Genomic DNA, 20,351 nt, shown 5'->3' on the forward strand with positions numbered 1-20,351 from the left:
CGCTATACCGCCCCGGCAAGGGTGGCGGCAAGCCGGGACGGAATTTCAGGTCGGCGCAACCCGACAAGGCATTTGCGCGTTCCCTTCGGTCCGTCCTAGACGGGGATACCCAGATCGGAACGGACACCTGCATGACAACCGACCAGATTATCCTGTTTGCCCTGTTCGGGGGCGTCTTCGCCATGCTGCTCTGGGGCCGGTTCCGGTATGACATCGTGGCGTTTTCCGCGCTGCTGCTGGGCGTGATTCTGGGCGTCGTTCCCAAGGAGGACGCATTCCTGGGCTTCGGCCACCCTGCCACGCTGGTTGTGGCGCTGGTGCTGATCGTGTCGGCGGGCCTTGTGCGGTCTGGCGCGGTGCTGCTGATCACGCGCACACTGGTCGATGCGAAACGCGGCACCGGGACGCATATCACCATCATGGGCGGAATCGGCGCGATCCTGTCGGCGTTCATGAACAACGTGGCGGCGCTTGCGCTGTTGATGCCGGTGGACATCGCCACCGCGCGCAAGGCAGGCCGCCTGCCCGGTCGGACGCTGATGCCGCTGTCATTCGCGACCATACTGGGCGGCACGATCACCCTGATCGGCACGCCGCCCAACATCGTTATCGCGGGCATCCGCAGGGACCAGCTGGGTGAGAGCTTTGCGATGTTCGACTTCGCACCGGTCGGCCTGGTGACCACGCTGGCGGGGCTGATCTTCGTGGCACTTGTCGGCTGGCGGCTGATCCCCGGAATGGGGGACAGCGACGCGCAGGGCGGGCTGAACGAGAACGAAAAGGCCCATTACGTCGCCGAACTGACCGTGCCCGAGGGCAACGCCCGCGTCGGCGCGCACGTCGGCGATCTTTATGATACGGGCGACGAGATCGGGGTGCATATCATCGGCCTGCTGCGCAATGGGCGACGGATGTTCGGAACGTCCCGCGATGTCGTGCTGGAGGCGGGCGATGCCCTGATCCTCGAAGCGATGCCCGAGCAACTGGACGAGTTTCGCGTGGCGGAATCCTTCGAATTCACCGATGATCGCCGCATGACGATGCTGGAAGCGGCGGATCAGGGTCTGAGCCTGATCGAAGTCGTGGTCCGCGATGACAGCCGCATCAACGGCAAGTCGGCGCAGGCCATCGGCCTGGCATGGCGTCAGCGCACGATTCTGATGGGAATCTCGCGTCGGGGGCGGCGCATCACCGACCGTTTGCGCCGCGAAACGATCAAGGCGGGCGATATTCTGCTGTTGCTGGCTCCCACCGACTCGGCCGAGGAAATGGTGACCTGGCTGGGCGCGCTGCCACTGGCCGACCGTGGTCTTGCCGTGACCGATAACAAGAAGATCTGGCCGTCGGTCGGGTTCTTCGCGGTGGCCGTGGCGGCCGCCAGTTTCGGTCTTGTCGACCTGACCGTCGCGCTCGGCGTTGTCGTCGTCGCCTATGTCCTGACCCGCATCGTGCCCTTGCAGGAACTGTATAACCATGTCGAATGGCCGGTCGTCGTCCTGCTGGGGTCGATGATCCCGCTGGGCGCGGCGCTCGACTCGGCGGGCGGCACCAAGCTGATTGCCGAATGGCTGCTGGTGTTGACGAAGGGACAACCGGCCTGGATGGCGATGCTGCTTCTGATGGTGGTGACGATGGTGCTGTCGGCGGTGCTGAACAATACGGCGACCGCGATCGTGGCCGCCCCCGTCGGCATCTCGATGGCGCGGGCGATGGACGTGAACCCGGATGCCTTCCTGATCGCCGTGGCGATCGCGGCGTCCTGCGCGTTTCTGACGCCCATCGGCCACAAGAACAACACGCTCATCCTTGGGCCCGGCGGCTATCGCTTCGGCGACTACTGGCAGATGGGTCTGCCGCTGACAGTCGTGATCCTTGCCGTATCCTTGCCCGCGACGCTTTATTTCTGGCCGCTTTGAGGTTGGGGCGATGGCGCAGTCGGAAATTTGTGACACCGCGACCGCGACCGGCTTGCCCCTGCCCCGCGCCGGGCGCATGAAGCAGGCATGACGCTGCGCTTCACGATCCTCGGTTGCGGCTCCTCCGGCGGGGTTCCGCGGCTGGGGGGCCACTGGGGCAATTGCGACCCGTCCAATCCGCGCAACCGCCGACGCCGCTGCTCCATGCTGGTCGAGAGGATCACGCCGGACGGCAGGACGCGGGTGTTGGTCGACACCTCTCCGGACATGCGCCAGCAGCTTCTGGATGCGGGCGTCGGTCAGTTGGACGGCGTGGTCTGGACCCATGCCCATGCCGATCATGTCCACGGGATAGATGACCTGCGGATGATCGTCATCAACCAGCGCCGGATGCTGGACATCTGGGCCGACGACGCGACCTGGGCCGACCTGTCGACACGCTTTGCCTATGCCTTCCAGACGCCGCCCGGGTCCAGCTATCCGCCGATCCTGTCGCGCCATTCCCTGTCGGGGCCGGTCAAGGTCGAGGGCGCGGGCGGGCCGATCACCCTGCACCCGATCAGGGTCGGCCACGGAGAGATCGAGGCCCTTGGGCTGCGCATCGGCGGGCTGGCCTATATGCCTGACGTCAATGTCATTCCGCCCGAAGCGCAGGCGCTGCTATCCGATCTCGACGTCTGGGTTCTGGATGCCCTGCGCCGAACGCCGCACCCGTCGCATCTGTCGCTGTCGGAATCGCTTGCCTGGATCGACCGCATGAAGCCCCGGCGCGGCGTTCTGACCAACATGCATCTCGACCTCGACTACGCGACCGTCATGGCGGAAACCCCCGAAACCGTCGTCCCCGCCCATGACGGCATGACGATCGAACTGCCGGATGACTGACGTTCGGGCCCCCTGCGCCCGAAAGCCGCACTGATGCTCGACGTCCTTACCGTCACGCTTCCGGTCTTCCTGATCATCGGCGCGGGCTATGTGGCTGTCTGGCGCAAAGTCTTCTCTCAGGGCCAGGTCGATGGGCTGATGATGTTCACCCAACGCTTCGCGATTCCCTGCCTGCTGTTCCTTGCCATGGCGCGGCTGGACCTGAGCGAGGGCTTCGACTGGCGCATGCTGACGGCGTATTACTCCGGCTCGCTCGTCAGCTTTGGCGCAGGCGTCATCGGCACCTTGCTCTGGCTCAAACGAGGGATAGAAGACGCGGTCGCCGTTGGTTTCGCGGCCATGTTCGCCAACACCGTTCTGCTTGGCCTGCCGATCGCCGCCCGCGCCTACGGCGAAGACAGCCTTGCGCCGAACTATACCATCATCGCGTTCAATGCGGCCTTTTGCTACTTCATCGGCATCTCCGCGATGGAAGCTGTGCGCGCGGGCGGGACCGGCTTTCTCGGCGGGATGAAGACTGTCGCGCGCCGGATGTCGACCAATTCGCTGATGATCGGCGTCGCAGCCGGTTTGCTGGTGAACCTGACCGGCCTGCCCCTGCCCGGCCCGATATCCGAAGCCCTGACGTTGATCGCCAGCGCCGCCCTGCCCGCCGCGCTGTTCGGTCTGGGGGGCGTGCTGGTGCAATACCGCCCCGAAGGCGACGCGCGCGGCATCATTCTATGCTCTGGTATCGCGCTGATCCTGCATCCAGCATGGACCTGGGGCATTGGGCGCATGCTGGGTTTGGATCAAGCCGCATTCCGTGCGGCGGTCCTGACGGCGGCGATGGCACCGGGCGTCAATTCCTATCTGTTCGCGGCGATGCACGGACGCGCCGTCCGCATCAGCGCTTCATCTGTCCTGATCGGAACGGCCGTATCGGTGCTGACGGTATCGGGCTGGCTGCTGTTGCTTTGACCGATGCAAACCGGATCTGTCAGATACCTCTATGCTGAACTTTTCGGTATGGTCCCCGAAGGGCCGGACTGCATCGACAGCACGGCCCATCCCTTTCGGCGGACCGTTCGCAACGAGGCAGACATGACACAGGCAAACGACCTGATCGGCACCTGGCGGATGATATCCTGGACACGGCAGGCCCTGAAGACAGGTCAGGTGTCCGACGCAATGGGGCCGAACCCCATAGGATACATCGCCTATCACGCCGACGGACGCATGATGGCGACCGTGTTCCGCAACGACCGGCTATCCGCGCGCGACGGGGTGTGGACGAGCGACCAGAAGGCGCAACTCTTCGACACCATGCTGGCCTACGTGGCGCGCTACAGCATCGAGGACGATCAGGTGATCCATCACGTCGAACGGGCCTGGAACCCCAACTGGCAGATCGACCTGTTCCGCCCGTTCTCGCTTCGGGGTGAAACCCTGACGATCAGCGGGGCACCGGGTATAGACCCATCGACCGGGGAAGAGGTGATCTACCGAATGGAATTCATCAAATTATGACGCTGCAACGGCTTCCCGCTTGCGGTCGTCATGTCCTGTCCGACCTGTGAAAGACGGATGCCGCAAAAGAAAAAGCGGGACACGAAGGTCCCGCTTTCCGGATCGACAGGTCAGGAAACGTCAATCACATGTCTTTCAGCACTGCCACGTCCGGTGCCGATCGCGTCGACAGGAACGTCTTGTCCAGTTCCCACGATACGAACAACGGAACCTCGTCGGCGTCGCCTGCCGGATCGTTCAGCCATTCGGGACGCTCGACCGGACGTGCCGAAATGCTCAGACCGTTGCAGAACGGTTGACGCACCAGCCAGCGGCGCATGTCCTCGCGTTTGCGCGACGAATAGAACGGCCCCCAGTCGGCGGCCACGCCGCGCATCCCGCGCGACACGACGCCGTCACGGGGCACGGTGGTGTTCATGATGCGCACCGCACAGGACATGTTCAGGGCGCCGTTCTTCAAGGCCTCGCCCGTCCGCGCCTCGCAGCCATAGCCCCGTGCCGTGGCGGGCAGAATCTGGACCAGCCCGAACCAGCGACCGCCCCCCCCGACGGCAGTCGGGCGATAGGTGCTTTCGTGCTTGGACAGGGTCGACAACAGACCGGCCCAGAACGCCTTGCGCTCCCACTTGCTGGCATTCGGATAGGACGGGCACCATTCGGCGATGTCGCGCGGCACGGTATTTACCAACCTCTGTCCGTGTGTTTCAAGTGCGCGCATCGCGGCCCGCGTCCATCGTGCGGAACCGTTGACGCTATCCCAGCGCAGATCCGGCATCTTCTGGACGATGTTCCGCGGACGGCCTTTCGGCGCGACAGAAGTTTCCGGCGCCAGGGCCGAGGCCTGAGGCACGCGCAGAGACATCGTGCTGGGCGTCGTCAGCAGCGGCGCCGTCGGCGCGGTCGCATCGGTTCCGGCCCAGCCTGTCGAGGCGGCAGCAGCAGACACAAGCGCCGTCAAAACGGCGAAGGCGGTCAGTCTGAGACCGCGTGCAGATCGATTCGTTATCAAGTGGCACCCCCAAGGCGACATGTATTCTTGTCGAATTGACGCAAGGGATGGTGCTTTCACCGCCCCGGATTGCGACATCCGGTAGGCCGAAGCTTACGATCCGGGTAGCAGCCCGGACTTCGACCTGCGGGCAATTAGCAGTTTTGCCTTTTTGTGCAAACCCATGCGCACCAGCGCCCCGTCTCCCGGCGGAACCCGGCTTATGCGCTGTGTGATGCCGCAAGCGGCGTGACGCGCTTGCCCCGGCCTGCCCCCCGTCCTAAACCGGGCCGCGATCCCGCCGGAGGCCCCCATGCTCGACACCCAGATGCCCACCCCGAAACCCCGCGTCATCGCAGGAGAGTCGCACGACTGGGAACTTGTCATCGGGCTGGAAGTCCACGCGCAGGTCGCCACGAAGGCCAAGCTGTTTTCCGGCGCATCGACCACCTTCGGGGCCGAACCCAATTCCAACGTGGCCTTCGTCGACGCGGGCATGCCGGGCATGTTGCCCGTCATCAACGAAGAATGCGTCGCGCAGGCCGTGCGTACGGGATTGGGGCTGAAGGCCGAAATCCATCTGACCTCCGCCTTCGACCGCAAGAACTATTTCTATCCCGACCTGCCGCAGGGCTATCAGATCAGCCAGCTTTACCACCCCATCGTCGGCGAGGGCGAAGTGCTGGTCGAACTGGGCCCGAACGATCAGGGAACGCCCACCGCGCGCACCGTCCGCATCGAACGCATCCATCTGGAACAGGATGCCGGCAAATCCATCCACGACATGGACCCGGCCCTGTCCTTCGTCGACCTGAACCGCACCGGCGTCGCCCTGATGGAGATCGTCTCTCGCCCCGACATTCGCGGCCCCGAGGAAGCCGCCGCCTATGTCACCAAGCTGCGCCAGATCATGCGCTATCTGGGCACCTGCGACGGCAACATGCAGAACGGCAACCTGCGCGCCGACGTAAACGTCTCGGTCTGCCGGCCCGGCCAGTACGAGAAATACCAGGAGACGCAGGACTTCGGTCATCTCGGCACGCGCTGCGAAATCAAGAACATGAACTCCCTGCGGTTCATCCAGGCCGCCATCGAGGTCGAGGCCCGCCGCCAGATCGCCATCCTTGAATCCGGCGGCTCGGTCACGCAGGAAACCCGGCTCTACGACGTCGAAAAGGGCGAAACCCGGTCGATGCGGTCCAAGGAGGAGGCGCATGACTATCGCTATTTCCCCGACCCCGACCTTCTGCCGCTGGACATCGAACAGGCCTGGGTCGACGACCTCGCCGCGCATCTGCCCGAACTGCCCGATGCCAAGAAGGCCCGCTTCATCGGCGATTTCGGCCTGTCGGACTACGACGCCTCGGTCCTGACCGCCGACACCACCTCCGCCACGTTCTTCGAAGCGGTCGTCGCCGCCTCAGGCAACGGCAAGGCCTCGGCCAACTGGGTCATCAACGATCTGTTCGGACGCCTGAAGAAAGACGACCGCGAGATCGCCGAAAGCCCGGTCAGCCCGGCGCAACTGGGCGGCATCCTCAAACTGATCGAGGCGGGCGACATTTCCGGCAAGATCGCCAAGGACCTGTTCGAGATCGTCTATACCGAAGGCGGCGACCCGGCGGAAATCGTCGCCGCACGCGGCATGAAACAGGTCACCGACACCGGCGCGATCGAACGGGCCGTGGACGAAATCATCGCCGCCAACCCCGATCAGGTCGAAAAGGCCCGCGTCAATCCCAAGCTGGCGGGCTGGTTCGTCGGCCAGACGATGAAGGCGATGGGCGGCAAGGCCAATCCTGCGGAAGTCAATCGGCTGGTGGGCCAGAAGCTCGGCCAGTAAGGCGGCATCGCGGGCAAGGTTGCGGTCGCGACGGCGGACGCAACCGGACCCGGCGGTAGGCCTGTCGCGCGCCAGATCCCTGAACTCCGACGCATCTGCCGCCTTTCCGTCCCGCCCCCGTCATCGGATCGTCCAGATCCCGGTGTCCTCTGCCCCTTCACAGAGGATACCAGATATGCGCCACGAATCCTTCCCTGCCCCCGAAGCCTTTGAATTCAGGGTTGTTCCAGCCCCCCGCAAAGGCGAACGCGTGCCCGGCCTCAAAACTGACGAGGCGCGGATGGCGAACACCCTGACCGACGTCCTCAACCAGATGGCGACGGATGGCTGGGATTACGTTCGCGCCGACCAGCTTCCGAACGACACCAGCACCGACCTGACCGGCACCGCGCCGAAAACCATGATCCTGCTGGTCTTCCGCCGCCCCCTGCCGTCCGAGCGACCGCGCGCCCGCCGCCGCCCCGACCCGCTGGTCCTGACCGATCCGCTGATGGGGTGACGCGGCGGACCGACGCCCCTTGATCCGCTCCAAACCCTTCCTTAACCCTTGGCGGCGACGATCCCGGCATTCGGGACGCGAAAGGGGCACCGGGCAGGAACAAGCTGTGTTATGGCGACAACCTCGCCGTCCTGCGGGAGAGTATCGCGACCGAGAGCGTCGACCTGATCTATCTGGACCCGCCGTTCAACTCGAATGCCAGCTATAACAAGCTGTTCAAGGCCCCGGACGGCAAAGACAGCCTCGCGCAGATCGAGGCGTTCGACGACACATGGTCGTGGAACGAGAGTGCCGAGCAGGCCTTTCAGGACGTCCGCCGCTCCGGCAACGTCGCCGCCCTGACCATGTTGCAGGCGATGCGGTCGTTTCTGGGCGAGAACGACATGATGGCCTATCTGTCGATGATGGCTGTGCGGATGCTGGAACTGCACCGGGTGCTGAAGCCGACGGGGTCGCTCTATCTGCACTGCGATAATGAGGTCGTTTGGAAGCGAACTTTTGCACACGGGTCGGCCCATAAATGGGGACCTGTGCATGACACGATGCTATTCTATAGCCGCATCGACGTCACCCACCTCGCCATCGGCCTGATCGAAAAGCGTTTGCGCGATGCCTACCGCGAGCGACCCGACGATCTCAACTTCAAGACCTACGGCGTCCCGCAGGATATCGAGGGCGCGCGCAACCTCGCCCGCCGGGGCCGCACGGAAGGCCGTCATTACTTCGAATTCGAGAAATGGGCCGTCTCCCTTCTGGCCGGGGAGCAGACGAAGAACACCGGCGACGGCGGCATCGACGGCATCATCCCCTTCGGCAAGAAGTCCATGGCCGTCGTCTCGGTCAAGGCGGGCGAGAATGTCGGCGTCGCCATGATCCGCGACCTGCGCGGCGCGATGGAACGGACGGGGGCCGAGATCGGCATCTTCCTGACCCTCACGCCTCCCAAGGGCGGCATGGCCGCCGAGGCGGCGACGGCGGGCCAGCACGAGGAACCGGGCTTCACCCCCGTCCCCCGCATCCAGATCGTCACCATCGAGGATGCCATGGCGCTCCGCGACCGCGCCGCGCAAATTCCCGCCCGCCTCGGGTCCGTCCAGAAGGTCGCGCCGAAACAGAAGAACGACGCGGATCAGGGCAAACTTCTCTAGTCGCGAACCCCCTGCCGCCATACCCCCGAACCGCCCCACCGCACGCTGGGGATGCCTGCGCGTCTGCACGGGGGGTGTACGGGGGGTGCATCGGGGGTGCACGCCGTTTCGGCGACGCCGACGGGCGCCGGTCGCACATCCGCGTCCGTCGCCCCTGTCCTGCGCCAGCGGGCCGCAACCCGGGCGCGGGTGCCGCATCAGGCCCCGTCCGACAGGTCCATCGACAGGGCATGGATCTGCTGCATGATGTCGCCAAGCGCCGCATGAACCATCCGGTGCCGGGCCACGCGCGACTGTCCGGCGAACACATCCGCCGCGATCACGACGTGCCAATGGCTCTCGCCCGTGCCGTCGTCGCCGGCATGGCCCGCATGTTTGTGGCTCTCGTTGACCACCTCCAGACGGCTGGGCGACAGCGCCTCGGTCAGCCGTGCGCGGATCACCGCTTCCATTGTCATCGGATTTCCCTTCGAATTGCGCCGTCAAGGTCTTCACCTCCGGCCCGACAATGCCTAGAGTCCAACGCCTCAGGCCGGAAGGGGGTTCGAAGATGACCAGCAAAGACCCATTCAATTTCGACATGCGTGTGTCGACGGCCAAAAAGCGTAATCCCAGGGGTAAACGTGGCATGTCGGGCGCGGTCGAAACATCGACACGCGTCTGCGATCACGATGGATGCGAAGAAGGCGGCAAGTACCGCGCGCCCAAGATGCGCGACACCAGCGAAGATTATTTCTGGTTCTGCAAGGACCACGTCCGCGAATACAATGCCAAGTGGAGCTTCTTCGACGGCGCGACCGAGGCCGAGCTGGCCCGGCAGGCTGAATCCGATGAACGGCCGACCACGCCATTTCGCAAGACGGTCGAGGAACGCGCCTGGGCGCGCCTGGGGATCGAGGATGCGCATCAGGTGCTGGGCGGCAATGCCACCCGCAACCCCGGACGGGGGGTCGTGGGGCGCAAATTGCCGCCGACCGAACGCAAGGCCCTGACCATCCTTGAAGGCAAGGACGATTGGGACAAGGCGATGATCCGCAAGGCTTACAAGAGCCTGATCAAGGTGCTGCACCCCGATATCAACGGCGGCGACCGCAGTCAGGAAGAACAGCTGAGCGAAGTCGTCTGGGCCTGGGACCAGTTGAAGGACAGCCGCAATTTCAAATAGATGTGGCGTAAAAAGCGTACGCCATCAGCTTGGCCGGTCGTCTTTCCATTGCTGTAACTCATCTGCCAGTCGCGACAGGGTGTCGGGACGATAGGACCTGAAATCCGGGTCCGTCGCCTCGTAGGCCCAGCGCTCACGGACGGCGGAATGCAGGTCGTCCAACCGCAAGATCGCATCGCGCGGCGCACCGAACCGCCGCATCAGCGCGGCGACTGGCCCGCCTTTTGGCACGCTGGAATTCGCCAGCGGACCAAGCGGATCGCCCTCGGCCCTGATCGCGGCGGAGACGAGCGGGTCGAATTCCAGCCCCATGACGCCCGCGCCGTCCATCATCCAGTCCAGCGCGATCGCGCTGAGCGCGGTGATATCGCCGCCACCGCCGACCGATCCATGGTCGCCCGCGAAATGCTGCTGTCGATAGGGCGGGGTGGCATGGCCCCGGTTCAGCTCGTCCAGATTGGACCACAGGGTCGGGCGAAACGCCCTGCGCCGCTCGTCGATGGCAACGGCGTGGCGCGCGGATTGGACCATTGGCGTCAGTGCTGTATCGTGGAAAGCGTATTTCCTGTTCAACACCGGCGCCGCCGTGAAATACCCTGGCACGCCCAGCGCGCCCACCGTATCCCAGACACCCAGATAGGCCACGTCGAACAATACGGCCTCGTCCGCGCCGAATTCGGCATAGATATCGGCATCGTCGGGATCGGTCATGATGTGGGGCGAATTGAGCGCCCGCCATTCCGCGTTGCGCCGCTGACGTCGGTCCGCCGTTTCGATCCGACGCTCGGAATAGCGCGCGACCGCCTCCGGCAAAAGGTGCAGATCGGCACGTGCCAGAAGGCCCGTGAACCGGATCAACCCGACAAGGGATCGCGCGGTGAAGGCGCCGCGGGAAAACCCGAAGACGAACACCTCGTCCCCCGGCTCGTAGAGAAAGACGAGGTGACGGTAGGCTTCGGTCACGTTTTCCATCAGGCCCAGCCCCAGCACACCGCCCAACACGCGGTCCGTGGCGCGTGACAGGGCGGTCACACCACGCCGCCCTGTGCCCACCCCTTCGATGTAGATCGGGATCTGCACAAGATCGTCCACCCCGACCGGAGCGAGAGCCTGGCCCAGCCGGACGACATTGGTAGGGTCGGGTGCTTCGGCGGCATTCCAGGTCCCGTCACACAGAAGAACGATGCGTTTCATCCCGGCAGTCTACACGATGCGGCGCCCCTGCCATAAAAAAGACGCCCCCGACCGGAACGACACGGGAGCGTCAGTCGTCATGGGACGGAATCGGTCCGGGGGGACCGCTCCGCCCACCGCCCGCCGCCACTTGGGTGTTGCGCGACGGGTTGAACGGGCGCGGGAGGACGCGCCGTCATCACTTACTGCCTGGGCAGCAGAACACGGTCGATGACGTGAATGACGCCGTTCGATTGTTTGACGTCGGCGGTGGTCACGGTCGCTTCGCGGCCATTTTCGTCCGTGAGGGTGAAGGTGTCGCCCGAATATGTGCCCTGCAGAACGCAACCGCCCACGGTCGTGATCGGGTAGGAACCGCCGTCGGCGTCGATCATGCCCTTCAGCGCGTCCGACATCACGTCTCCGGCGACGACATGACAGGTCAGGACCTGCTGAAGCTGGGCCTTGTTCTCGGGCAGCAGCAGGGCGTTCAGCGACTCCTCGCTGACCATGCCGAAAGCTTTGTCCGTCGGGGCGAATACGGTGAACGGGCCGGGGCCCTGCAGCGTCTCGACCAGATCGGCGGCAGTCACGGCGGCGACCAGCGTGGTGTGGATCGGCGAGTTCACGGCGTTCTCGATGATGTTCTTTTCGGCGAACATCTCCGCCCCGCCGACCATCGGGTTCGCGGCATTCGCGTCGGCCAGTGCGGCAGCGGTGGTCAGCGACAGGGCGGCGGCAGCGCCAAGAACGATTGTTTTCATGATGTCTCTCCAGACTGAATGCGCGGAGAGCGTCTGCCCCCCGTCGCATCCAGACACGCAAAGGGCGCGGCGGAGTTTCAGCCAGATGGCGCGAAAGTGCCTTTACAGATCGTAAAGAGGTCCGGCGGCCAGAACCGCACCCGTCGCCTGCCCGGTGGGCGACCCGCCCGGCGGTTCGTCCGAGACGGCCAGAACCGCGCCCGCTGTCAGACCCGCCGGGGCCGGAATGACCACACGGTCCTGATCGGGCAGCACACCCAGCGATACCGGCGCGGCATCGCCGGCGATCAGCCAGAGTTGCAGGACACGGCCCGGCAATGGCTCACCCGACCGGCGAATGATCAGCAGATCGGTGCCGTCGGTGCCAGCGGCCAGGTACAGATCGCCCGCGCCGGAGCCTTCGATGCCCGGCATTTCGGCGTTCAGCGTCGGGACGAATCCGGTCGGTGGCTGCAACAGGAAAACGGCCAGCGCAAAGGCCGCGACCGGCCCCGCGACGATGCCCGCCCAGCCCCACCAGCGGCTGCGTTTCGGCTCGGGTCGGAACAACCTGGCCTCGATTTCGGCGCGCAGACGGGCGGGCGCGGGCACATCGCGACCGGCCAGCATCGGCGACAGCGCCTCGGCCCAGTCTGAGTGCAGTTGCGCCAGCGTCCGGTCCTGCGGCAGACGCCGTTCAACGGCCGCTTCTTCCTCGGGGGACAGAAGGCCCAGAAGATACTCGCCTATCAGCGCGCGATCATCGTCTTCGAATGTGTCGGTCACGTCGGTCATCGGCTCAGACACTCCCGCAGGGCGATCAGACTGCGCCGCAGCCATGTCCGCATCGTGTTAAGCGGAATGTCGAAGCGCGCCGCCAGATCGGCATATGTCTCGCCTTCCAGATAGGCGCGGCGCACGGCTTCGGACTTCTGATCCTCCAGTTCGGCCAGGCAGTCGACGATGGCGCGCGCCTCACCGCGGGCGACGGCGTTCGCCTCGGGTCCGGGGGCGATGTCACGCAGAAGATCGTCGGCGGGCATCTCGCGCCGCCCCGCCTCGGCCCGTCGCTTGCGCAGCCGGTCGATGCAATGGTTGCGCGCGACCGTTGCCATCCAGGTAATCGGGGACAGCCCGTTCACGCGGTATCGGTCGGCGTTTCGCCATATTTTGACATAGATGTCCTGCAAGGCGTCCTCTGCTTCCGCTCGGTTTCCCAAGACACGCAGCGACAAACCGAAGAGTTTCCCCGATGTCGCATCGTAAAGCTGTCCGAACGCCGCACGGTCTCCCAGGGCCGCCCCGGCAAGCCAGCGCTCCAGATCGTCACGTGTCGCCAATCGACCCTCCCGATGTATGCCTCAGGCACGCACGCGTCGATTTCACGCCCGGCCTTCCCCTTGCAGATAACCCCCTTATGTTGCATCCGGGCGAGCAACTGCAAGGAGACCGGACGATGGCAGATGGTGCGATGGACATGATGGCGGAACCGACCAAGGACTTTTCCGTCCGCGAGGTGTTCGGCATCGACAGCAACATGATCATCAAGGGGTTTCCCAAAGGCGGCGACCGCGTGCCGGTCATGGACCCGACCTACAAGTTCGATCCCGATACCACGCTGGCGATTCTGGCGGGCTTCGGCTGGAACCGCCGGGTGATGATCCAGGGCTATCACGGCACCGGGAAATCGACACACATCGAACAGGTCGCCGCGCGCCTGAACTGGCCCTGCGTCCGCGTGAATCTCGACAGCCATATCAGCCGGATCGACCTGATCGGCAAGGATGCGATCAAGCTGCGCGACGGCGTGCAGGTCACCGAATTCCACGAAGGCATCCTGCCCTGGGCGCTACGGAACCCTGTCGCCATCGTGTTCGACGAATACGACGCGGGCCGTGCCGACGTGATGTTCGTGATCCAGCGCGTGCTGGAACATGACGGCAAGCTGACCCTGATGGACCAGAACACCATCATCGAACCGCACCCGTCCTTCCGCCTGTTCGCCACTGCCAACACGGTCGGCCTGGGCGACACGACGGGCCTGTATCATGGCACGCAACAGATCAACCAGGCGCAGATGGACCGCTGGTCGCTGGTGGCAACGCTGAACTATCTGAGCCACGACGCCGAGACGATGATCGTTCTGGCCAAGAACGCGCATTACAATACCGAGGCCGGGCGCAAGACCGTCAGCCGCATGGTCACCGTCGCCGACATGACCCGGACCGCATTCATGAACGGCGACCTGTCCACCGTCATGTCGCCCCGCACCGTGCTGGCCTGGGCCCAGAACGCCGAGATCTTCCGCGACGTGGGATATGCGTTCCGCCTGACGTTCCTGAACAAATGCGACGAGCTGGAGCGGCAGACCGTGGCGGAGTTCTACCAGCGGTGCTTCGACGAGGAACTGCCGGAGAGTGCGGCGAGTCTGAGCTTGGGGTGATGTGGGCTGAGTGGACGACTGCTCAGATAGCGTTGATATTCAGCGCCTTCTCTCTCTGTATCTCGTTATGCGGCTTTGTCTGGAATGTTTGGTCAAAATTTATCTACCCTAAGCCACAGCTTCAGATGTCAGTGGGCAGGTTCGTCGGGTTTGGGAGCAAAAATTCTGACAAGCTCGAGTTCGTCATCGCGACAATCGTGAACCACGGTCCAATTGCATGTACAGTCAAACTATTTATCGGGCGACGACCTCGTTGGCACACAGTAGCAACTAGGCGGTTCCAAGGATTCATTGTGAAGACATGGGATGCAAAGCCTGCTCTTCTTCCAATAGAGCTTCCGTGCACGATTGACGTAGGAGAGGAGAAGCAGTTTTATTTCTCTTCGGACGTCGAATGGTCACTGGAAAAAAATCGATTTCAGTTGGGGATCGCTGATGTTTATGGGCGCCATCATTGGGTGCCCCGCCGGACAATGAAAAAGCTTACGGAGTCTGGAAAGTCACCATGAATAAGCCAACCGACAACCCCGCCGATCCGTTCAAGAAGGCCCTCGCCGAGGCCACCAAGACCATGGCCGACGATCCGGAGCTGAACGTCTCGTTCTCCGTCGATCCGCCGGGCAAGACCGACGACAGCATCCGCCTGCCGCAGGTCAGCCGCCGCATGACCCGCGACGAAGTGCTGCTGTCGCGCGGCACCGCCGACGCTTTCGCCCTGCGCCACCGCCACCACGACATCGCGGTGGCCAACAAGTACATGCCACAGGGCAACATGGCGCGCGAGTTGTACGAAGCGATGGAAACCGCCCGATGCGAGGCGGTCGGCGCCCGCGACATGCCCGGCACCGCGGGCAACATCGACGCCAAGATCAGTGTCGAGGCGACGCGCAAGGGCTATGGCGACGTGACCGACAAGGCGCAGATTCCGCTGGCTTCCGCCGTCGGATATTGGGTCCGCCAGATGGCCACGGGCCGCGACATGCCCAAGGGCGCGGACAATGCCCTGGACCTGTGGCGCGGCTTCATCGAGGAATCGGTGGGTGACCGACTGGACAACGTGCAGGACCTGCTGGCCGACCAGTCCGCCTTCGCCCGCCTTGCCCGCCAGATGATCGAGGACCTGGGCTACGGCGACCAGCTGGGCGACGACCCCGATATCGAAGACGAGGATCAGGAGGACGAGGGCCAGTCCGAGGAAGAGGAGGAGCCCGACAGCACCGGCGACGACGATCAGGAGGACGCCGATGCCGACGCTTCGCCGGATCAGTCGCAGGAGCAGCAGGACGACCCCAGCCAGGCCCAGGTCAGCATGGACGACATGGCCGATCAGGAAGCCGGTGAAGAGGCGGAGATGCCCGACTCGGACGAGGCGAAGGACCCTCCCGCCCCGCAGCCGGTATCGGACGCCGACCCGAATTACACTGTCTTCACCGAAGCTTTTGACGAGATCGTCGGGGCCGCCGACCTTGCCGAACCGGCGGAGCTGGAGCGTTTGCGCGCCTATCTGGATCAGCAGTTGGAGCCGCTGAAGGGCGCGGTGTCGCGACTTGCGAACAAGTTGCAGCGCCGTTTGCAGGCTCAGCAAAACCGCTCGTGGGAGTTCGACCTTGAGGAAGGCATCCTTGACGCCGGACGTCTGGCCCGCGTCGTCGCCAACCCCACCACCCCCCTGTCGTTCAAGATGGAGCGGGATACCGAGTTCCGCGATACCTGCGTGACGCTTCTTCTGGATAATTCCGGCTCGATGCGCGGACGTCCGATTTCGATCGCCGCGATCTGCGCCGACGTTCTGGCGCGGACGCTGGAACGCTGCGGTGTGAAGGTCGAGATACTGGGCTTTACCACCAAGGCGTGGAAGGGCGGACAATCCCGCGAGGCCTGGCTCAAGGCCGAACGCCCCGCCTCGCCCGGTCGCCTGAACGACCTGCGCCACATCATCTACAAATCCGCCGATGCGCCATGGCGCCGGGTGCGCCCGAACCTTGGGCTGATGATGAAGGAAGGCCTGCTGAAGGAAAACATCGACAGCGAGGCGCTGGAATGGGCGCACCGCCGCGCCACCGCCCGGCCCGAGGCGCGCAAGATCCTGATGGTGATTTCCGATGGTGCGCCGGTCGACGACAGCACCCTGTCGGTGAACCCGGCAAACTTTCTGGAAAAGCATCTGCGCGACGTGATCGCCATGGTCGAGAAACGCCGCGCGGTCGAACTGCTGGCCATCGGCATCGGGCATGACGTGACGCGGTATTACGACCGGGCCGTAACGATCACGGACGTCGAGCAGCTGGCGGGCGCGATGACAGAACAGCTGGCCGCCTTGTTCGACAGCGATCCGCGCGCAAGGGCGCGGGTGATGGGAATGCGCCGCGCCTCCTGACCCTGGTGCGCCCTGCCCGGTCGAAGCCTCCGGCGGGGATATTTGGACAAGGGGGAAGCGGGATTGAAAAGCCCTCCCCTATTTGAAAATATTTCGCAGGGGTCCGGCGGTGCGCGCCCTGCCTCCCGACATTGCGACCAAACCGGAGACCCGCATGTTCCAGACCTTCGACGTCACCGCCCGACCCGAGGCCGCCGCGCCCCGCGTGGCCCGCCTGCGCGCGTGGATGGCCACGCAGGATCTCGACGCTTTCCTCGTGCCCCGCGCCGACGCGCATCAGGGCGAATACGTCGCCCCCCGCGACGAGCGGATGGCCTATATTTCCGGCTTCACCGGGTCCGCGGGGTTCGTCGTCGTGTTGCGCGACCGGGCGGCGATCTTCACCGATGGGCGGTATACCGTGCAGGTCCGCGCGCAGACCGACCCCGCGATTTTCGAGACGGTGAACTGGCCCGCGACGGGACTGGCCGACTGGTTGCCCGGTGCCCTGCCTGACGGCGGACGTCTAGGATTCGATCCCATGCTGCACAGCGTTACTCAGATCGAGGGGCTGCGCAAACTGTCCGGGCTGGACGTCGTGGCGGTGTCCAACGGTATCGATGCCACATGGCCCGACCGTCCGGCCCCGCCCAACGCGCCGATGACCATCTATCCGCAGGCGCTGGCCGGTAAATCCGCCACCGAAAAACGCGCCGAAATCGCCACCGCGCTGCAAGCCGCCGGTGTCGCCAGCTATGTCACGAACCAACCCGAGGCGGTGGCCTGGCTGCTGAACATTCGCGGTGCTGACATTGCGCGAACGCCCCTGCCGCAGTGCTTTGCGGTGATCCATGCCGATGCCGGCGTCGATCTGATCTGCGCGCCGGAAAAAGCCGCCCCGATCACGGATCATCTGGGACCTGACGTGCGGATCACGGCGCCCGCAGACATGGCCGCTTTGCTGGGCGGGCTGACCGGCCCTGTCGGCCATGACCCAGCAAGTTGCCCCGTCGCGCTGGCCGAAATGCTGACGGATGCCAAGGCGATCCCCGACCCCTTCGCCCTGCGCCGCGCGCGCAAGACCGGGGCCGAGATCGCCGCCACGACCGAGGCGCATCTGCGCGACGGGGCCGCCATGGTCCGTTTCCTGCGCTGGCTGGACCACGAGCGCCCGGCGGATGCGACCGAGATCGACGTGGTCCGCGCACTGGAAGGATTCCGGCGCGATACAAACCAGTTGAAGGATATCAGCTTCGAGACCATCGCAGGCGTCGGTTCCAACGGTGCCATCGTGCATTACCGGGTCAACGAGGACACGAACCGGAAGTTGGGAACGGACACAATCCTGCTGGTCGATTCCGGCGCGCAATATCTGGATGGAACCACGGATATCACACGGACCATGCCGCTGGGAACGCCACCGGACGGTGCTGTGCGGGCGTTTACCCGCGTGTTGCAGGGACTGATCGCGATCAGCCGGGCGCGGTTTCCGGTCGGTGTCGCGGGCGCGCATCTGGACGCTCTGGCGCGCGCGCCCCTGTGGATGGATCACCGCGATTACGATCATGGGACGGGGCATGGTGTCGGCGTCTATCTGGGTGTGCATGACGGGCCTGCGCGGATCAGCCGTGTCAGTCAGGTGCCACTGGAAGCGGGCATGATCCTGTCGAACGAGCCGGGATATTACCGCGAGGGCGAATACGGCATCCGGATCGAAAACCTGATCCATGTGGTCGAGGCGGTTCGACCCGACGGCGGCGACGACCGCAAGATGCTGCGGTTCGAGACGCTGACCTGGGTTCCGATCGACCGGCGACTGATTGATCGCGCGCTTCTGTCACCCGACGAGCGGGCGTGGGTCGATAGGTATCATGCTGATGTCATGTCGAAAATAGGCCCGCGCGTTGACGGTGCGGAGAGGGAATGGCTGACCGCGATGTGCGCGCCTCTCTGACCTTTCGTCGGGGGTTCGCAACGGATAGGGTTCGCCGAAAGAGGGAGAAGCTCATGACGAAGATCACCGTATCGCCCGCCGAGGGAACCTGGTCCGTGCGTTCAGACGATGGCGTTCTGGTCGAAAGCAGGAATGCCCTGTCCCTGGTCGAGGACGATATGGGCTTCGTGATTTACTTCCCGCGCGCGGACGTTGCGATGGCCTTGCTGGAACGCACTGAAACGACGACGGAATCTCCATACAAGGGCACGGCGAACTATTATTCGTACATCGGTCAGTCGGCACAGATCATGGATGTCGCCTGGACCTACGAGGATGTCACGAATCCGGACGCCAAGGCGGTCGAAGGGCATCTGGCATTCTATGACACCAAGGTCACGATCGAACAGATCTGACGCCGCCGCCGTCTGCAAATCCGGATATTACGGGGGTGCATACCGGGGTATTACCCCGGTATTCCGTCCAGACGCATCATTCTGCACCTGCGCTTTGCCGGGGCCTTTGGACCCGACCCGGAATGTCCGGCCGTGTCGAGATGTCGGACAGGTCCGATTTTTCCGCCACGACATTGGCTTCATATGCCGGCGTCGACGGCTTGCGATGCAAGTCGGGCGCGGTGGATGTCTATGCCGTTTTGCCACAGGACGATCAAGCCGAAGCCCACCACAAGAATGATTGACATGATATAATTGAACAGGATCATCAGAAGCGCCGTTTCGGGCGGAACGTCCAGCATTTGCAACGCAAATCCTGCGCCAAAAATGAAGCTGCCGGGGATCCGCACGAAACGACCCAGCACCATGATGAACCCGGCAAACACCATCAGGAAAATATAGTCCCAAGGGGTCAGAACGACGCCAACCGCAAGACCTGCCCAGACGAAGTGGGTGGCTGCTGTCAGCTTGGCCGCGACCGCACCCAGGAACACCGCCGCCCGCCGCATCGCATCGCGCGGCCAGACCACACCATTGCAGAGAGCCCTGCGCAGTTCCCTGCCATCGCCGCGCATTCGCTTGGCCAGCCAGTCAAACAGACGGCAAACCGCTGGTCCGTCGGTGGCGAAAAGCGCGCGGAACCGGAACATCGCCCAAAGCAATCCCCCGAATACTGCAATATTGAGTGCCCCCGCGACGCTCAGGCCCAGTTCCAGATTGCCCTCGACCTGCGGAACCCGCCCGGACATAGCCAGGACACCGGCAAAAAGCGCAAAAACCACGCCGTCGACAAAGCGCGAAATGATTGTGGTTGTCAGTACGGTTGCCATCTTCAACTGTTCAAGCCGTGCGATGATCCATGCCCGTACCAACGGGCTGATGCCAAGCGGCACCAGCACATTGGCCCCGTATCCGGCCAGCAAAGCGCCGGTTAACCTCAAGGTGCCAACAGATTTGACATCATGCAAAATCTGACGCCATTTCCAGCCGTTCAGGAACTGTTCCAGCAGGATGGTCACGGCAAGAACCACGATCCAGACGGGATTGGCCGAACGCAACACTTCCAGGAATTTCCAGAAGTCCAGGCTTCCATACAGCAGGAAAATCAAAAGAAGCGCCACGACACCACCGATCAATGGAGCCGCCCAGCGCAGCAATATTCTTTTCATGACTGCTCCTGATCGGCGACCGGTTCAGCGAAGCCGCCAAAGCCGTCCTCCTGTCCGTCGGATGTGGGAACGGCCTAACGATTTTCAGTACATACGTCATATCACCATTGCGGTATCGGGTTCAGG

The 20,351-nt window shown here is 64.0% G+C and carries 19 protein-coding genes; 12 read left to right on the forward strand and 7 right to left on the reverse strand.

All coding sequences use genetic code 11. From position 1 onward, the window contains the following. Positions 1-131 precede the first annotated feature (131 nt). The 4 genes from BMY38_RS12285 (at position 132) to BMY38_RS12300 (ending at position 4,310) form a co-directional block, all read left to right on the forward strand. Positions 132-1,916: an SLC13 family permease gene (locus tag BMY38_RS12285; protein WP_092763175.1), complete on the forward strand. Its 1,785-nt coding sequence runs from the start codon at positions 132-134 to the stop codon at positions 1,914-1,916. An 87-nt stretch (positions 1,917-2,003) separates the two neighbouring features. Then, on the forward strand, positions 2,004-2,801 hold the full coding sequence (locus BMY38_RS12290; RefSeq protein WP_092763178.1) for an MBL fold metallo-hydrolase: 798 nt from the start codon (positions 2,004-2,006) through the stop codon (positions 2,799-2,801). Positions 2,802-2,834: 33 nt separating this feature from the next. Then, positions 2,835-3,761 carry an AEC family transporter gene (locus BMY38_RS12295; protein WP_092763180.1) on the forward strand — a complete coding sequence of 309 codons (927 nt, stop codon included), beginning with the start codon at positions 2,835-2,837 and terminating at the stop codon, positions 3,759-3,761. Positions 3,762-3,884: 123 nt separating this feature from the next. Beyond that, positions 3,885-4,310 (forward strand): lipocalin-like domain-containing protein, encoded by a 426-nt coding sequence (locus BMY38_RS12300; RefSeq protein ID WP_092763374.1) that lies wholly within the window; start codon positions 3,885-3,887, stop codon positions 4,308-4,310. Between the two features lie 124 nt (positions 4,311-4,434). On the opposite strand, the gene BMY38_RS12305 is transcribed toward BMY38_RS12300, so the two are convergent. Then, positions 4,435-5,319, reverse strand: coding sequence for a transglycosylase SLT domain-containing protein (locus BMY38_RS12305; protein ID WP_092763182.1), 885 nt, complete (start codon positions 5,317-5,319; stop codon positions 4,435-4,437). A gap of 292 nt (positions 5,320-5,611) precedes the next feature. On the opposite strand from BMY38_RS12305, the gene gatB reads away from it, so the two are divergent. The 3 genes from gatB (at position 5,612) to BMY38_RS12320 (ending at position 8,788) form a co-directional block, all read left to right on the forward strand. After that, positions 5,612-7,141 (forward strand): Asp-tRNA(Asn)/Glu-tRNA(Gln) amidotransferase subunit GatB, encoded by a 1,530-nt coding sequence (gene gatB / locus BMY38_RS12310; protein WP_092763184.1) that lies wholly within the window; start codon positions 5,612-5,614, stop codon positions 7,139-7,141. 175 nt (positions 7,142-7,316) lie between these two features. Then, positions 7,317-7,640 (forward strand): DUF4177 domain-containing protein, encoded by a 324-nt coding sequence (locus BMY38_RS12315; RefSeq protein WP_092763186.1) that lies wholly within the window; start codon positions 7,317-7,319, stop codon positions 7,638-7,640. 167 nt (positions 7,641-7,807) lie between these two features. Next, positions 7,808-8,788 (forward strand): restriction endonuclease, encoded by a 981-nt coding sequence (locus tag BMY38_RS12320; RefSeq protein ID WP_281243223.1) that lies wholly within the window; start codon positions 7,808-7,810, stop codon positions 8,786-8,788. Between the two features lie 197 nt (positions 8,789-8,985). On the opposite strand, the gene BMY38_RS12325 is transcribed toward BMY38_RS12320, so the two are convergent. Next, the gene (locus tag BMY38_RS12325) at positions 8,986-9,246 is read right to left on the reverse strand and encodes a BolA family protein (protein ID WP_092763190.1); all 261 of its coding nucleotides are present in this window, start codon (positions 9,244-9,246) and stop codon (positions 8,986-8,988) included. Positions 9,247-9,338: 92 nt separating this feature from the next. On the opposite strand from BMY38_RS12325, the gene BMY38_RS12330 reads away from it, so the two are divergent. Further along, on the forward strand, positions 9,339-9,953 hold the full coding sequence (locus tag BMY38_RS12330) for a J domain-containing protein (RefSeq protein WP_092763192.1): 615 nt from the start codon (positions 9,339-9,341) through the stop codon (positions 9,951-9,953). Between the two features lie 24 nt (positions 9,954-9,977). On the opposite strand, the gene BMY38_RS12335 is transcribed toward BMY38_RS12330, so the two are convergent. The 4 genes from BMY38_RS12335 to BMY38_RS12350 form a co-directional block, all read right to left on the reverse strand. Further along, positions 9,978-11,147 (reverse strand): phospholipase effector Tle1 domain-containing protein, encoded by a 1,170-nt coding sequence (locus BMY38_RS12335; protein ID WP_092763194.1) that lies wholly within the window; start codon positions 11,145-11,147, stop codon positions 9,978-9,980. A gap of 182 nt (positions 11,148-11,329) precedes the next feature. Next, a complete protein-coding gene (locus tag BMY38_RS12340; protein WP_092763196.1) occupies positions 11,330-11,890 on the reverse strand; it encodes a fasciclin domain-containing protein in 561 nt (186 codons plus the stop codon). Positions 11,891-11,992: 102 nt separating this feature from the next. Then, positions 11,993-12,664 (reverse strand): anti-sigma factor, encoded by a 672-nt coding sequence (locus BMY38_RS12345; RefSeq protein WP_175495867.1) that lies wholly within the window; start codon positions 12,662-12,664, stop codon positions 11,993-11,995. After that, positions 12,661-13,209, reverse strand: coding sequence for a sigma-70 family RNA polymerase sigma factor (locus tag BMY38_RS12350; RefSeq protein ID WP_092763200.1), 549 nt, complete (start codon positions 13,207-13,209; stop codon positions 12,661-12,663). The genes BMY38_RS12345 and BMY38_RS12350 overlap by 4 nt, the downstream gene beginning before the upstream one ends. A 116-nt stretch (positions 13,210-13,325) precedes the next feature. Here BMY38_RS12350 and cobS point away from each other — a divergent pair, with 116 nt between their 5' ends. The 4 genes from cobS to BMY38_RS12375 all read left to right on the forward strand — a co-directional run bounded on the left by cobS (position 13,326) and on the right by BMY38_RS12375 (position 19,017). Continuing rightward, complete coding sequence (cobS, locus tag BMY38_RS12355) at positions 13,326-14,312, forward strand: cobaltochelatase subunit CobS (protein WP_092763202.1); 987 nt, start codon at positions 13,326-13,328, stop codon at positions 14,310-14,312. 505 nt (positions 14,313-14,817) lie between these two features. Continuing rightward, positions 14,818-16,689: a cobaltochelatase subunit CobT gene (gene cobT / locus BMY38_RS12365; RefSeq protein WP_092763206.1), complete on the forward strand. Its 1,872-nt coding sequence runs from the start codon at positions 14,818-14,820 to the stop codon at positions 16,687-16,689. A 154-nt stretch (positions 16,690-16,843) separates the two neighbouring features. Further along, on the forward strand, positions 16,844-18,622 hold the full coding sequence (locus tag BMY38_RS12370) for an aminopeptidase P family protein (protein ID WP_092763208.1): 1,779 nt from the start codon (positions 16,844-16,846) through the stop codon (positions 18,620-18,622). A 53-nt stretch (positions 18,623-18,675) separates the two neighbouring features. Beyond that, the gene (locus BMY38_RS12375) at positions 18,676-19,017 is read left to right on the forward strand and encodes a DUF427 domain-containing protein (protein WP_092763211.1); all 342 of its coding nucleotides are present in this window, start codon (positions 18,676-18,678) and stop codon (positions 19,015-19,017) included. Positions 19,018-19,196: 179 nt separating this feature from the next. On the opposite strand, the gene BMY38_RS12380 is transcribed toward BMY38_RS12375, so the two are convergent. Next, positions 19,197-20,225, reverse strand: a complete 1,029-nt coding sequence (locus BMY38_RS12380) for a lysylphosphatidylglycerol synthase transmembrane domain-containing protein (protein WP_092763213.1) — start codon at positions 20,223-20,225, stop codon at positions 19,197-19,199. Between the last annotated feature and the right edge of the window lie 126 nt (positions 20,226-20,351).

It is taken from the genome of Jannaschia helgolandensis, assembly GCF_900109285.1.
Taxonomy (GTDB): Bacteria; Pseudomonadota; Alphaproteobacteria; order Rhodobacterales; family Rhodobacteraceae; genus Jannaschia; species Jannaschia helgolandensis.